12 protein-coding genes are annotated in these 14,619 nt (G+C 61.8%); 8 read left to right on the top strand and 4 right to left on the bottom strand.

Features of this window, described 5'->3' with window-relative positions:
• Positions 1-285: 285 nt before the first annotated feature.
• Positions 286-1,785: a caspase family protein gene (locus ACMYR2_RS09435; protein WP_347264254.1), complete on the top strand. Its 1,500-nt coding sequence runs from the start codon at positions 286-288 to the stop codon at positions 1,783-1,785.
• A 25-nt stretch (positions 1,786-1,810) separates the two neighbouring features.
• Positions 1,811-3,070 carry an FAD-dependent oxidoreductase gene (locus ACMYR2_RS09430; protein ID WP_347264255.1) on the top strand — a complete coding sequence of 420 codons (1,260 nt, stop codon included), beginning with the start codon at positions 1,811-1,813 and terminating at the stop codon, positions 3,068-3,070.
• 38 nt (positions 3,071-3,108) lie between these two features.
• Here the strand turns inward: ACMYR2_RS09430 and ACMYR2_RS09425 are convergent, their stop codons facing one another.
• Positions 3,109-3,519 carry a VOC family protein gene (locus ACMYR2_RS09425; protein ID WP_347264256.1) on the bottom strand — a complete coding sequence of 137 codons (411 nt, stop codon included), beginning with the start codon at positions 3,517-3,519 and terminating at the stop codon, positions 3,109-3,111.
• A 135-nt stretch (positions 3,520-3,654) separates the two neighbouring features.
• Positions 3,655-5,712 carry a DNA topoisomerase IV subunit B gene (parE, locus tag ACMYR2_RS09420; protein WP_347264257.1) on the bottom strand — a complete coding sequence of 686 codons (2,058 nt, stop codon included), beginning with the start codon at positions 5,710-5,712 and terminating at the stop codon, positions 3,655-3,657.
• A gap of 184 nt (positions 5,713-5,896) precedes the next feature.
• On the opposite strand from parE, the gene ACMYR2_RS09415 reads away from it, so the two are divergent.
• Positions 5,897-6,427 (top strand): DedA family protein, encoded by a 531-nt coding sequence (locus ACMYR2_RS09415; RefSeq protein WP_347264258.1) that lies wholly within the window; start codon positions 5,897-5,899, stop codon positions 6,425-6,427.
• A gap of 32 nt (positions 6,428-6,459) precedes the next feature.
• Positions 6,460-7,458 carry an N-acetyl-gamma-glutamyl-phosphate reductase gene (gene argC, locus ACMYR2_RS09410; protein WP_416192836.1) on the top strand — a complete coding sequence of 333 codons (999 nt, stop codon included), beginning with the start codon at positions 6,460-6,462 and terminating at the stop codon, positions 7,456-7,458.
• A gap of 37 nt (positions 7,459-7,495) precedes the next feature.
• Here argC and ACMYR2_RS09405 read toward each other — a convergent pair whose 3' ends face one another.
• Positions 7,496-7,843, bottom strand: coding sequence for a DUF4160 domain-containing protein (locus ACMYR2_RS09405; protein ID WP_416192835.1), 348 nt, complete (start codon positions 7,841-7,843; stop codon positions 7,496-7,498).
• 131 nt (positions 7,844-7,974) lie between these two features.
• On the opposite strand from ACMYR2_RS09405, the gene ACMYR2_RS09400 reads away from it, so the two are divergent.
• A protein-coding gene (locus tag ACMYR2_RS09400; RefSeq protein ID WP_416192834.1) for an IS3 family transposase occupies positions 7,975-9,110 on the top strand; the annotation gives its coding sequence in 2 pieces (ribosomal slippage) (positions 7,975-8,245 and positions 8,245-9,110; 1,137 coding nt in all).
• A gap of 184 nt (positions 9,111-9,294) precedes the next feature.
• Here the strand turns inward: ACMYR2_RS09400 and ACMYR2_RS09395 are convergent.
• Positions 9,295-11,100 (bottom strand): class I poly(R)-hydroxyalkanoic acid synthase, encoded by a 1,806-nt coding sequence (locus ACMYR2_RS09395; protein ID WP_347264359.1) that lies wholly within the window; start codon positions 11,098-11,100, stop codon positions 9,295-9,297.
• A 208-nt stretch (positions 11,101-11,308) separates the two neighbouring features.
• Here ACMYR2_RS09395 and ACMYR2_RS09390 point away from each other — a divergent pair, with 208 nt between their 5' ends.
• The 3 genes from ACMYR2_RS09390 (at position 11,309) to ACMYR2_RS09380 (ending at position 14,544) form a co-directional block, all read left to right on the top strand.
• Positions 11,309-11,689, top strand: a complete 381-nt coding sequence (locus tag ACMYR2_RS09390; protein WP_347264358.1) for a hypothetical protein — start codon at positions 11,309-11,311, stop codon at positions 11,687-11,689.
• Between the two features lie 233 nt (positions 11,690-11,922).
• Positions 11,923-13,140 carry an LL-diaminopimelate aminotransferase gene (locus tag ACMYR2_RS09385; protein ID WP_347264357.1) on the top strand — a complete coding sequence of 406 codons (1,218 nt, stop codon included), beginning with the start codon at positions 11,923-11,925 and terminating at the stop codon, positions 13,138-13,140.
• 81 nt (positions 13,141-13,221) lie between these two features.
• Positions 13,222-14,544 (top strand): homoserine dehydrogenase, encoded by a 1,323-nt coding sequence (locus tag ACMYR2_RS09380; protein ID WP_347264356.1) that lies wholly within the window; start codon positions 13,222-13,224, stop codon positions 14,542-14,544.
• Positions 14,545-14,619: the final 75 nt, after the last annotated feature.

Here is a 14,619-nt window from a genome sequence, read left to right as displayed (position 1 = left end):
GAAGGGGGGTCTGTCTTACGCTGACGGGCGGCTCACCGTTGAATCGTTTTCGAATCCGGGCCGCGTTAGGCCGAAACATAGGGCCGAAATACGCAAAGTCAATGTAAGAAACAGCCGGAACATTGAGAAATCCGGACGTTTCGGTTTGAATTCAGGTAAATGGAACGCACCCTGAACCCGCTCGGCGCGCGGTTTGGGATGAACCACGGCGCACGGCATATCGACTATGGCATAGGACAATTTGCGCGTGCATTTATCGCGGACCTGCGGACGAGAAGGTTGGGGATGAGGGGAATTTCAGTCGGACGCACCGCTCTAGCGGGAATCGTGTGTGCGCTGGCGATGCTGGCAAGTCCGGCGCTGGCAGCCAAGCGCGTGGCGCTGGTGATCGGAAACAACGACTACAGGAACGTTCCTAAACTTCAGAAGGCCGTCAACGACGCCCGGACCATGGGTGACACGCTGAGGCAACTCGGCTTCAGCGTGATGGTCGCGGAGAACCAGAACCGCCAGGACTTCAGCCGGACGCTACTGGCTTTCGATCGGCAGATCGAGGCGGGCGATACCGCGTTTTTCTTCTACGCCGGTCACGGCTTCGAGATCGCGGGACAAAACTATCTGCTGCCGACCGACGTTCCGGCCGCCACCGAGGGGCAGGAGGAACTGGTGCGCGACGCTTCGATCCTCGCCGACCGCATCGTCGACCGGCTCCAGAACAGGAAGGCCCGCACCTCGATTCTGGTGCTCGATGCCTGTCGCAACAATCCGTTCGAACGCAAGGGCACCCGCGCGGTCGCAGGCGGCGCGGGACTGGCGCCGATGATTGAATTGCCGGAAGGCGTGTTCTCGGTGTTTTCAGCCGGGCCGCGCCAGACCGCGCTCGATCGCCTGTCGGATAACGACAGCAATCCGAACTCGGTTTTCACCCGCATCTTCGTCAAGGAGTTGCTGCAACCCGGAGAGAACATGGTGCGGGTGGCGCAGCGAACCCGCCGCATTGTCAGCGAAATGGCCGAGACGGTAAGGCACAAGCAGGTGCCGGTCTATTTCGACCAGATGGTCGACGATGTTTTCCTGAACGGCCTGGCCAAGGCGGCGCAGCCGAAACCGGTTCCGACCGAACCAGCGCCGAAGATTGCGGCGCTGACCCCTGTCGCACCGCTGAAACCGCCGTCGAACGAAGCCCTCAACGCGCCCATCGCGAATTTCTCCCGCCACAATGGCGGTTGGACCGTGGTGTTCTCGATCGCCGATCCCGCGCTCGGGATTTCCTGGCGCATAAATGAGAGCGACGAATTCAAGGAAACCGGCTTCCTCGACACGCTCGACCAGCGAACCCGCAAGCGGATGCCCAATCCTGCGATCGAACTTTCCGCCGATGCGCCGGCCGCGACAATTCAGATGCGCTATGTCGACGCCAACGGCGAGATGAAGGGACCGTTTCCCATCCGGTTCGATCCGGAAACCGCGCTCATCCGCGATCAGCGGAAAATTCTCGACATGACCGCGACAAGCTGGCTGTCGTTTCGGCAGTTCAACGGACTGCTGGTCTATTACACCCACCTGATGTCGTATCGCTGCGCGATCCGCGAAGTGAAAATCGGGATCGACTCATCGGTGCCGGATCGGACGCTCAAGATGCCGCCCTGTGATCCGCGTGATCCCGTGGCGATCCCGAGCAATGCCACGCCCTATCTGAAGTTGCCGCCTGCAACGAAAACCGTATCCGTTGAGTTGACCTATCGCGACGGCAGCGTATCGGAGATCAAGAGCTTCCGGCGCTGATTTTTCAACTTGAAAGACTTCACCGATGGATGCAGCCAGCCCGCGCCAACAACGTTCGATATCCACGCGCTGCTGCATCGTCGGCGGCGGGCCCGCAGGCATGATGCTCGGCTATCTGCTCGCGCGGACCGGCGTCGACGTTGTCGTGCTCGAAAAACATGCGGATTTCTTCCGCGATTTCCGCGGAGACACCGTGCATCCCTCGACCATGCAGGTGATGGACGAACTGGGCCTGATCGACGATTTCCTGAAGGTCCCGCACGACAAGCTGCAAAAGCTTGACGCTCATTTCGGCGGGAGGCGGCTGCGGATCGGGGACATCAGCCGGACCGGCGCCAGATATCCGTTCATCGCTTTCATGCCGCAGTGGGACTTCCTCAATTTTCTGCGCGAGAAGGGCCGTCGATATCCGAATCTCAAGCTGATGATGGGGACCGAGGCGAAGGGCCTTGTTCAGGACGGCGATACGGTGATCGGCGTTCATGCGGAAGATTCCGGCGGCGCCTTCGAGATCATGGCCGATCTTACGGTCGCCTGCGACGGCCGGCATTCCATCATCCGCGCGAGCGCGGGCCTCGAAGTGGAAGAGATCGGCGCGCCGATGGACGTGCTCTGGTTTCGCGCCGGCAAATCCACCGAAACGGAAAGCATCCTCGCCCGCATCGAGGCGGGGAAAATGATGGTGACGCTGGATCGCGGCAGCTACTGGCAATGCGCCTATGTCATTCCCAAGGGACAGCATGAGGCCGTGAAGGCGAGGGGCCTCGAATCGTTTCGCTCCGACGTCGTTTCGCTTGCACCGATCCTGAAATCGGGCATCGCTGACGTCAAAAGCTGGGACGACGTCAAGCTGCTCACCGTCGCCGTCAATCGCCTCAAGCGATGGACACGCCCTGGACTGCTCTGCATCGGCGACGCCGCGCACGCCATGTCCCCGGTCGGCGGCGTCGGCGTCAACATCGCAATCCAGGATGCAGTGGCGACGGCCAATCATCTGGCGGGAAAGCTCAAGCGCGGCGGCGTGAGCGAGAACGATCTCGCCGAGGTTCAACGCCGCCGCGAATTCCCGATGCGTATGACGCAGGCCATGCAGGTGACGGTTCAGAACAACATCGTCAGCGCAGCGCTGAAGCCGGGCGAAGGCCCGTTCAAGCCGCCACTGTTCGCGCGTGTCGTCAATGCTGTCCCGTTCCTGCAAGGATTGACCGCGCGCTTCATTGCCGTCGGCGTACGGCCCGAGCATGTTCGCTCAGAGGAGGCGGGATTGTCGGAAGTTCAATCGTAACCATCCAGTCAGAGGGAATTCAGACCGACCCTCAACCTTCAGTTGCTCTGCATCCACGGACTATATGTGCCGAAGCTCCAGACCTGGCCCTCGGGATCGCGGCAGGTGAATTCGCGTCCTCCATAGTCCTTGTCGGAAATCTCAAGCACAATGATTGCGCCGTTGGCCTTGGCCCTGGCATAGACGGCATCGGCATCCGGCACCACGATGTAAGCGCTCTGAGTCACCAGGTGATCGGTCGTGGCCGGCTTCTGAACCTTGGCGAAATCGTCATCGCGCGCCGAGCCCAGCATGATCATGCCCTCGCCCAGCGTGAGTTCGGCATGGGCGACACCGCCATTACCGTCGTCATGGACGGCTTTGCGGGCAAAGCCGAAAGTCTCGCACAGCCAGTCGATCATTCTGTGCGGATCGCGATAGCGCATTGCGGGAATCACGGTTGAACCCATTGTCCTAGCCTCCCTGCCGTTGAAGTCATCCGTGATTATGACCGCAACCTGGTGCTGGAATCCAGTCAACTACTTGGCGCATGCTTCAGATAGACGCACGCTTGGGATAGGCGCACGCTCGGGATAGGAGAGGGTTTAAACGTCCAGCATATCCTCGCTGGCGAATACAGCCTTGTCCGAAATGAAGGCGAAGCGCGCCTCCGCCTTGGTGCCCATCAACCGCTCGACCGAATCCGCCGTATCCTCGCGATCTTCCGCGAGCAGCATGACCCGCAGCATCGTGCGCTTCGCCGGGTCCATCGTGGTTTCCTTGAGCTGCGCCGGCATCATTTCGCCCAGCCCTTTGAATCGGCCGACATCGACCTTGGCGTTGGCGTTGAACTCGCTCTTGAGCAGCGCATCCTTGTGGGCGTCGTCGCGCGCGTAGACCGTCTTGCTGCCGTGGGTGAGGCGATAAAGCGGAGGCACCGCGAGGTAAAGATGACCCTCGTCGATCAGGCGGGGCATCTGCCGGTAGAAGAACGTAATCAGCAGCGAGGCGATATGGGCGCCATCGACATCGGCGTCGGTCATGATGATGACGCGTGAATAGCGCAGATCCTCCTCGCGGTAATTGGTCCCGGTGCCGCATCCCAGCGCCTGGATGAGGTCCGCCAGCTGGGCGTTGGCGGTGACCTTGTCCCGCGTTGCGGATACGACGTTAAGGATTTTGCCGCGCAAAGGCAGCACGGCCTGGGTCTTGCGATCGCGCGCCTGCTTGGCGCTGCCGCCAGCCGAGTCGCCTTCGACGATGAACAGTTCAGAGCCTTCCGTCGCGGTGTTGGTGCAGTCGGCAAGCTTGCCGGGCAGGCGCAGCTTCTTCACGGCGCTCTTGCGCGAGGTTTCCTTCTCGGCGCGGCGGCGCAGCCGTTCGTCCGCGCGCTCGATCACGAAATCGAGCAGCCTGTTGGCCTGTGCCGGATTGCCGGACAGCCAATGATCGAACGGGTCCTTGATCGACTGCTCGACGATCCGCGAGGCCTCGGCGGTGGCGAGACGGTCCTTGGTCTGGCCCTGAAATTCAGGCTCGCGCACGAACACGCTGAGCATCACGGCGGCGCCCACCATCACATCCTCGGACGTGATGCTGCCCGCGCGCTTGCCCTGGCCGACGCGCTCGGCATGATCCTTGAGCCCGCGCAGCAGCGCGCTGCGCAAACCCGATTCATGGGTGCCGCCATCGGGAGTCGGCACGGTGTTGCAGTAGGAAGACAGGAAGCCGTCGGCATCCGCCGTCCATGCCACCGCCCATTCGCAGGCGCCGTGCGCGCCGTTGCGGCCCGATCTGCCCGAGAAGATGTCCGGATGGACCAGCGTGTCCTTGTGAATCGCCGCGGCGAGATAGTCTTTCAGGCCGCCGGGGAAGTGGAACGTCGCTTCCGGGGGGATGTCCTCAAGGCCCTTGAGCAACTCCGGCGCGCACCGCCAGCGGATTTCGACGCCGCCGAACAGATACGCCTTGGAGCGCGTCATCTTGAACAGGCGCTGCGGCTTGAACGCCGCCTTCGCACCAAAAATCTCGGTGTCCGGCCTGAAACGGATGGTGGTGCCGCGGCGGTTGGCGATCCTGCCGAGGTCCTCCAGCCTGCCCTTGGGGTGTCCGCGCTCGAAGGTCATCCTGTAGAGGTTCTGGCTGCGCGCCACTTCCACCTCAAGGTGCGAGGAGAGCGCGTTGACCACGGAAACGCCGACGCCATGCAGGCCGCCTGAGGTTTCATACACCTTGGAGTCGAACTTGCCGCCCGAATGAAGCGTGCACATGATGACTTCAAGCGCCGATTTCTTCGGGAATTTCGGGTGCGGATCGACCGGGATGCCGCGCCCGTTGTCGGTGACCGTGAGGAAGCCGTCAGCGGCAAGTTCCACCACGATGAAAGTGGCGTGGCCGGCCAGCGCCTCGTCCATGGCGTTGTCGATCACCTCGGCGAACAGATGATGGAGCGCCTTCTCGTCGGTGCCGCCGATGTACATTCCGGGGCGGCGGCGGACCGGCTCAAGTCCCTCAAGCACCTCGATGTCGGCGGCGGTATAGTCCGCCTCGGCTCCCGATGCACGGCCCGGGGCCCGGGCGGAGGACCGGCCCTTGATTTCCGAAGCTGCGAAAAGATCGTCAGCCTGCTTCTTTTTAATGTTCGGTTTCAGTGATTTGACCATAATTACTTAGATATTGCATACGGCTGCGTGCGAGCGAATCGGCTGCGCCGACTATGCCACGGTGGTTTCGTGCCGTCCGCGTCTTTGTGACTTGAAGTCCCCGGGCTGGGGTGGCTTACCTGCGAGGGACGGGCGGCGAAAGAAGTTTCATCGCCGCCGAAAATCCGATGAGAGGCGTTTGGGAATGGAAGATTTCGCACGCAGCCTGGTCGACTTCGTGCGCGACCATCAGGTTTGGGCCGCCCCCATCGTGCTGCTGCTTGCCTTCGGCGAGTCGATCGCCTTCATCTCGCTGCTGATCCCGGCCTGGGGGATACTTGTGGCGATCGGAGCGATGTTGGGACCGGGACAGATCAATTTCTGGCCGGTGTGGCTGGCCGGGGCGATCGGCGCGGCGCTCGGCGACTGGCTGTCCTATTGGATCGGCTTCACCTTCAAGGATCAGGTCGCCTCGATCTGGCCGTTGTCGCGGCATCCGGGCCTCTTGCCGCGAGGCATCGCCTTCGTCGAGAAATGGGGCGTTCCATCGATCTATATCGGGAGGTTCTTCGGACCGCTACGCGCCACCGTGCCGCTTGCCGCGGGCATCTTTGAAATGCCGTCCTTGCGATTTCAGTTCGCCAACTGGACCTCCGCACTGATCTGGTCGGCCGTGCTGCTGTTTTTTGGCGACCTGACCTCGCAGTTCGTTCAATGGCTCTGGCGAGCGACTTGATCAGCGCTGCGAAAACGCTACAGGATGAAGTCATGACCAGCGCAGACACCACGATGACAGGCGCTTCTTCAAGCGACGACACGGCGGGCAAGCCGACAGTGTTCGTCGACGGCGCGTCGGGAACGACCGGTCTCGAAATCCGCCAGCGGCTCGATCGGCAGGGCGATGTCGTCGTCAAAAGCCTTTCCGACGACAAGCGAAAGGATCCGGCCGCCAAGCGCGCGCTCATGGCGGAAGTCGATCTGGTGATCCTCTGTCTGCCCGACGATGCGGCGAAGGAAACCGTCGCCCTGATCGACGGCCTGGGTGCTGACGCGCCGAAAGTGCTGGACGCCTCGACGGCGTTCCGCGTCGCGCCGGACTGGACCTACGGTTTTCCGGAGCTGACGCCGGATCAGGCGGGCAGGATCAAGGCGGCGCGCAAGGTCGCGAATCCCGGCTGCTACCCGACCGGATCGATCGCCCTGCTGCGGCCGCTGACCGATGCCGGTTTAATCCCGCCGGATTATCCCGTCACCATCAACGCGGTGAGCGGCTATTCCGGCGGCGGCAAGTCCATGATCGAAAGTTTCGAGAAGGGGACCGCGCCGGCATTCGAGCTTTACGGACTTGGCTTCGAGCACAAGCACCTGCCGGAAACGCAGAAATACGCGAACCTGACACGGCGGCCGATCTTCGCGCCATCGGTCGGCGACTATCGGCAGGGCATGCTGGTCTCGATCCCGCTGCATCTGGATACGCTGCCGGGGCAACCCGACGGCGCGACGCTTCATGCGGCGCTGGCGAAGCGTTACGCGGGCAGCACCTATGTCTCGGTGATGCCGCTCGACGATACTGCTGCGAAAAGCGGGCGGATCGAACCCGAAGCGCTGAATGGGAGCAACAAGCTCGAACTGCATGTCTTCGCCACCGACAGGCACCGGCAGGCCGTGCTGGTCGCGCGGCTCGACAATCTGGGCAAGGGCGCATCCGGCGCGGCGGTGCAGAACATGCGGCTGATGCTGGGATTGTCGGATAGGGAACTGAGTTGAGTTTGCTACTTTGGTGAAACGAGTTGTGTGTTCACAATCATGAGCCAGACCCTAATCTTAATTTCTTTAACAGGTTTTCCATTTCTCTTTCGAGATCGCTCATATTAGCTGTCGAAGAACTCCTCAATGAGTCCTTCACCCCAGCAAGTTGCACCGGTCCCACCGGACAATGAGTGGGGCGTGAGGCGTTCCAGCTTTCGATCAACTCAACGGTGTTGTCTCTCCACCATTCGCGAATCGTTCGTTCGTATCGCTCCAATCCGTTGCTGCCTGTTAACCGAGAACAGTCGATGATCGAGAAGCTTGCATCTTGACCTTGATAGCTGACGTGGAAATGGGGAGGCGGATGTTCGTCTGCCCAGATTCTTATTGTGAGGCCGCTCACTCGCGCGACTATACGAGCAGCAACAATCTCATCGTTACCAACGGCTTGGTTAGCTTTCGGTGGTTTGAGGTGGTGCCGGTTTCTGAGACAGGGGCATAAGGTGGATCGCCCGATGAAAAGGACGATCCGGTATGAAGACACGCAGACGATTTACGGCTGAGTTCAAGGCCAAGGTTGCGCTTGAGGCGATCCGTGGCGAGCGGACGATTTCGGAACTGGCGACAAAGCACCAGCTTCATCCGAACCAGATTACGCAGTGGAAACGGCAGGCCATCGAGAACCTGGCCAAGACGTTCGACGACAAGGCTGCTGATGCGCAGGTCGGCCGGGAAGCCGAGGTGACCAAGCTGCACGCCAAGATTGGCCAGCTTGTCGTTGAGCGGGATTTTTTGGCCAAGGCCTTCGATCGCTGAGCCTGGATCGGAGGAGAATGATGATTGACCCCGATCACAACCGGCTCTCGATCCGCCGCCAGTGCGAACTGGTCTCGATCTCGCGGGCGTCGTTCTACCGACAGCCCGCCGGCGAGACGCCCGAGAACCTCGAACTGATGCGCACCATCGACGAGGCCTTCATGGAGACGCCCTGGTATGGCTCCCGGCAGATGGCCCGGCATCTGCGGCGTCAGGGCTGGTGCGTGGGTCGCAAGCGGGTCCGGCGGCTGATGCGCAAGATCGGTCTGTCGCCGATCTACCAGGCGCCGAGAACCAGCGAGCCGCATCCGCAGCATCGCATCTATCCCTACCTGCTGCGGCACCTGGCGATCGAGCGGCCGGATCACGTTTGGTGTGCCGATGTGACCTATATCCCGATGCGGCGCGGCTTCCTTTACCTCGTGGCCATCATGGACTGGTTCAGCCGCAAGGTCCTGGCCTGGCGGTTGTCGAACACGATGGATGCCGACTTCTGTGTTGCCGCTCTCGAAGAGGCGATCGCCTGCCATGGCAGGCCCGACATCTTCAACACCGACCAAGGCTCGCAGTTCACTAGCTTCGCCTTCACGACGACGCTGAAGGATGCCGGCATCCGCATCTCCATGGACGGGCGCGGCCGCTGGATGGACAACGTCTTCATCGAACGACTGTGGCGCAGCCTCAAATATGAGTGCGTCTTCCTCAGCACATTCGAAACGGGAAGCCAAGCCCGCTGCGGCATCGGCTCCTGGATAGACTATTACAACCGGCGACGCCCGCACTCGACCTTCGCCGGCAGGACGCCCGACGAAGTCCATGCTATGGCGGAAATGACGGAGCAATTGGCGGCGTAGAAACGAACCCGATCCACCTTAGCCAGGCCGCCAAACTGTCTCACCAAGCGGGTCCACCTCAGTTGGTCGGCAAGCTCTAACCAGTAAAATGCCTCACTAAGTTTTTCGATCAACAAATGTTCAATCTGTATCTCGGCTCGCGGCATTGGCGTTCCAGTTACACGTATTTAGTTGCTGATTTAGATCACGCCCGCACGCGCACGTAGCTGCCCGGCGCGTCCTCGATCGGCGGCAGCGCGCCGGTTCCAACCTCGCGCGCCGGGACTTCCTTGCCGTCGATGTTTCGCAGCCATGCGAGCCAGTCCGGCCACCACGAGCCCTTATGCTCCTTCGCGTCCTGCATCCACTCGGCGAGGGTTTTGTCGCGGATCTTGTCGTTGGTCCAATGCTGATACTTGCCGCGCGAGGGCGGATTGATCACGCCTGCGATGTGGCCCGATCCCGCCAGAACGAAGCGCACCGGTCCGCCAAAGAAGCGCGAGCCATGCAACACGGATTCCGCCGGCGCGATGTGATCGTCGCGGGTCGCGAGATTGTAGACCGGCGCCTTGACCTTCGAAAGGTCGAGCAGGGTATTGTCGAGCACCATCGAGCCGGTGGAGAGGCGGTTCTCCAGATAGCAGTTGCGCAGATAAAACGAATGGTTGGCGGCCGGCATCCGCGTGGCGTCTGAATTCCAGTGCAGGAGATCGAAGGCGGATGGCGTCTTGCCCTTGAGATAATTGCTGACGACGTAGGGCCAGATCAGATCATTGGAGCGCAGCATGTTGAAGGTCATCGCCATCTTGCTGCCTTCCAGCACGCCGGACCGCTTCATGTCGCGTTCGAGCGCGGAAATCTGATCCTCGTCGGCGAATAACAGCAGATCGCCGGCATGGGTGAAGTCCACCTGAGCGGCGAAGAAGGTCACGGACCTCACGCGCCGGCGCTTCTTGTTCGCAAGCCATGCCAACGTGGCGGCAAGCAGGGTGCCGCCGACACAGTAACCCGCGGTATGAACCTTCGTTTCTCCGGTGGCCTTTTCGATGGCGTCCATCGCGGCCAGCGGACCTTGCTTCATGTAGTCCTCGAAGGTCTTTTCCCCGAGATGTCCGTCCGGGTTGACCCAGGAGATCACGAACACGGTGATGCCCTGGTCCACGCACCACCTGATGTAGGATTTCTCCGGGGTGAGATCGAGAATGTAGAATTTGTTGATCCATGGCGGCACGATCAGCAGCGGCGTCCGCAGCACGTTTTCGGTGCTCGGTGAATACTGGATCAGTTGCATCAGTTCGTTCTGGTAGATCACCTTGCCCGGCGTGGTCGCCAGGTTGACGCCGACCACGAGACCCGCGGAGTCGGACTGGCGGATGCGCAGCACGCCTTGGCCAGCCTCGATGTCTTCCGCCAGCATCTTCATGCCGCGCGCCAGATTGTCGGCATTGGAGGCGAAGGTCTCGCGGAGCACCTCGGGGTTGGTCATCACGAAATTGGATGGCGCGGCCGCGTTGGTGAGCTGCGTGATATAGAACTCAGCTTTCTTGCGGATATGCGGATCGAGGCCGTGGGCGTCACGCACCAGTTCGTTGGTCCATTTGGTCGTCAGCAGATACGCCTGCATCAGGAAGTTGAACAAAAGGTTCGACCGCCATTCCGGATCGGCGAAGCGCTTGTCGCGCGGATCGGGTTCGATCGCGGGCTCGACCTCCTCGCCGGCAAGGCGCCGCGCGGCGTAACCCCAGAGTTCCAGATAGGACTTGCCGAGACGGGCCTGTAGATCGACGGCCCGGGCCTGGTCCGACAGCCAGTATTGGGAGACCGCGCCGACGGTCTTGATCAACTCGGCGAACTCAGTCGGCGGGTTGTCGGGGGACTGCTTCTGCTCGCGAGCCTTGAGATAAGCGGCCAGCGCCCTGCCGCCGTTCTCCATCGCATTCGCGAGATTCATCGCGAACGCGTCGGAGTCGAATCCGTTCGTCGGCCCGGCCTCGGCGGATACCTCGCTCATAGACGCGTCTGGGAGCTTGCTCATCGTTCCGTCACGCAGGTTCCAATGGCGGGGCATCGATCATGACATAATCTGGGGATCATTGCCTGATTCGATGTGGTGCAGTGCGACAACACTTCTTGATCCCGCCATATATGGGCCGTGATGACTCGCTTGTAGTGGTCGCGGCTTCCTTGATTTCGAAGCTTTTAATGTTTTGGAAGCGAGGATGGTTGTCGCCTGCGATCAGGTCTGGTGGAGCAACCCCATACCGGCCAGGCTTGACAGAACGATGTGGGCATTCGTGACGACAGTATCGGAACGACAGACGCGCAGACGTGCGGCCTCCATGACCGCCTGCACCGCCGCATTGGCGGTGTTGCTGTCGCTCGCGCTCACAGGCTGCTCGACCTCGATCTCGGATTTCGAGACCTCGTCGGATGCGCCGGAACGGTCCCGTGACGTATCGTCCTATCCCGCGGTGCATGATCTTCCGGCTCCAAGGGATCAGGCGGCGATGGATCCCGCGGAGCAGGCGAGAGTCGAAAAGGAACTGATCGACGCGCGCGACCGCCAGGCTCACGCCACACAGAACCCGGAATCCCGGTAAGCCCGCGAGCGGTCCTCACGCCTGACGCACGCGACATGATGGCAGGGCAGGGCGTCCGTGTTAAAAGAAGCTGATTCAAGCAGACGGTTGCGTCCCGCGAACGGCAAGCCTCGACGCTGGCAAACCGGCGCTTGAATATATCAGGTTATTGAATACACACGGTTTTCCGAAGTCTCGCTGACTTCATCGAGGCGAGGACGCTCGCCTCGTCAATCCGGCCTGGAGCCAGGACCATGGAAGAGTTTTATCGCATCCGCCGTCTGCCGCCTTACGTCTTCGAACAGATCAATCGCGCCAAGGCGGCCGCCCGGAACGCCGGAGCCGATATCATCGACCTGGGCATGGGCAATCCGGACCTGCCGACGCCGCCCCATGTGATCGAAAAGCTCAAGGAAACCCTCGGCAAGCCCAAGACCGACCGCTATTCGGCCTCTCGCGGCATCACCGGCCTGCGCAAGGCTCAGGCCGGCTATTATGCCCGCCGCTTCGGCGTGAAGCTCAATCCCGATACGCAGATCGTGGCGACGCTCGGCTCCAAGGAAGGTTTTGCGAACGTCGCTCAGGCGATCACCGCGCCGGGCGACGTCATCCTCTGTCCAAACCCGAGCTATCCGATTCACGCATTCGGCTTCCTGATGGCTGGCGGCGTGATCCGCTCGGTGCCGTCCTCGCCGACACCGGAATTCTTCGCCGCCTGCGAGCGTGCGATCATCCATTCCATTCCGAAGCCGATCGGGCTGATCGTCTGCTACCCGTCGAATCCGACGGCGCAGGTCGCGAGCCTCGATTTCTACAAGGATCTCGTGGCGTTCGCGAAGAAGCACGAGATCTTCATCCTGTCCGATCTCGCTTATTCCGAAGTCTATTTCGACGACAACCCGCCGCCTTCGGTGCTGCAGGTGCCCGGCGCGCTCGACGTCACCGTGGAGTTCACGTCGATGTCGAAGACGTTCTCGATGGCGGGCTGGCGCATCGGTTTCGCGGTCGGCAACGAGCGCATCATCGCGGCGTTGGCGCGGGTCAAATCCTACCTCGATTATGGAGCCTTCACGCCCGTGCAGGTGGCGGCCACGGCGGCGCTGAACGGCCCCGACGCCTGCATCCGGGAGATGCGCGAAACCTATCGCAAGCGCCGTGATACGCTGGTTGAATCGTTCGGCCGCGCCGGATGGGTGATCCCGCCGCCGCAGGCCTCGATGTTCGCATGGGCGCCGCTGCCCGAACGCTTCCGCGATCTCGGGAGCATGCAGTTCTCAACCCTGATGGTCGAGAAATCGGGCGTCGTGGTCTCGCCCGGCGTCGGTTTCGGCGAGCACGGCGAAGGCTATGTCCGCATCGCCATGGTGGAAAACGAGCAGAGAATTCGCCAGGCCGCCCGCGGCGTTCGCCACTTCCTTGAAAGCGGCATTGAAACGTTGCACAACGTGGTTCCTCTCGCCAACCGGCGGTAGGCGCCGGACCGGAAAACACCTTCCCGGTCTTCTTCCGCTCGGGTCGTGTGCCTCGCACACCGGTTTCCAGCAGGTTTTGTTATGGTCGCACCACTGAAAGTGGGCATCGCGGGACTCGGAACTGTCGGCTCCGCTGTCGTTCGCCTGATCGAGCAGCAAAGAGGCGCGCTATCAGCGCGCTGCGGACGCGGCGTTCGTGTCGTCGCCGTGGCCGCGCGATCGAAAGCCAAGAAGCGCGACGTCGACTTGACCGACATCGCATGGGCCAGGGACGCGCTGGCGCTGGCGAACGATCCCGGCATCGACTGCTTCGTCGAACTGATGGGGGGTTCGGACGATCCGGCGCGATCGGCGATCGAGGCGGCCCTGAAATCCGGCAAGTCGGTGGTGACGGCCAACAAGGCGCTGATCGCCAAGCACGGCCTGCGACTGGCTTCTCTCGCCGAGCAGCACGGCGGCGCATTGAATTACGAAGCGGCGGTCGGCGCCGCCATTCCCGTCATCAAGACGCTGCGCGAAGGGCTTGCGGGCACGGCGATCAATCGCGTCTACGGCATTCTCAACGGCACCTGCAATTACATCCTGACGCGAATGGAACGGGAGGGCCTGTCGTTCGCCGAATGCCTGAAGGACGCCCAGCGCCTGGGCTATGCGGAAGCCGATCCGTCGTTCGATGTTGACGGTCACGACACCGCGCAGAAGCTGTCGATCCTGGCGAGCCTGGCCTTCGGCACGCGCATTGCGCAGAGCGCGGTCTATGTCGAAGGCATTTCCTCGATCGCGCCGGAGGATCTTCGCGCGGCGGAAGAACTCGGCTACCGGGTCAAGCTGCTGGGGGTCGCGGTGCGGACCTCGAAAGGCATCGAGCAGCGGGTGCATCCGACCATGGTGCCGAAGACATCGTCGATCGCACAGGTCATGGGGGTCACCAACGCGGTGACCATCGATGGCGATGGCATCGCTCCGATCACGCTTGTCGGTCCCGGCGCCGGCGGAGCCGCGACCGCGTCCGCCGTGGTCGCGGATATCGCCGATGTCGCGTCCGGCACCCGCGCTTTGCCGTTCGGCCGGCCCTCGGCGAAGCTGCACGAGACGAAGAAAGCGCCGATGGAGCGCCACGAGGGCGGATATTACATCCGCCTGATGGCGCGCGATTTCGCCGGCACCGCCGCGACCATCGCCACGCGGCTTGCCGAACAGAAGATTTCAATTGAATCGATCGTCCAGCGTCATCCCAACGGCAAGCTGGATACCGACGAATCCGACACTCCGACGTCGCCGGTTCCGGTACTGCTGATCACCTATGCGACCAGCGAGGACGCGGTGCATCGCGCGCTCCATGCCGTGAGGGCCGACAAGGTCATCACCGGCCGCCCGCAGGTCATCCGCATCGAGAAGAACTGAACAAGGATTGCGTGTAACCGCACTTATAGCGTTTCGAGCGAAGTGGATAACGCAGTAAGCCTCCGCGCTGTCCGA

The organism is Nitrobacter sp. TKz-YC01 (genome assembly GCF_047824785.1).
In the GTDB taxonomy this organism is placed as follows: domain Bacteria; phylum Pseudomonadota; class Alphaproteobacteria; order Rhizobiales; family Xanthobacteraceae; genus Nitrobacter.
Note: the sequence above shows the minus strand (reverse complement) of the source record. Positions and strands in the feature narration are given on the sequence as shown.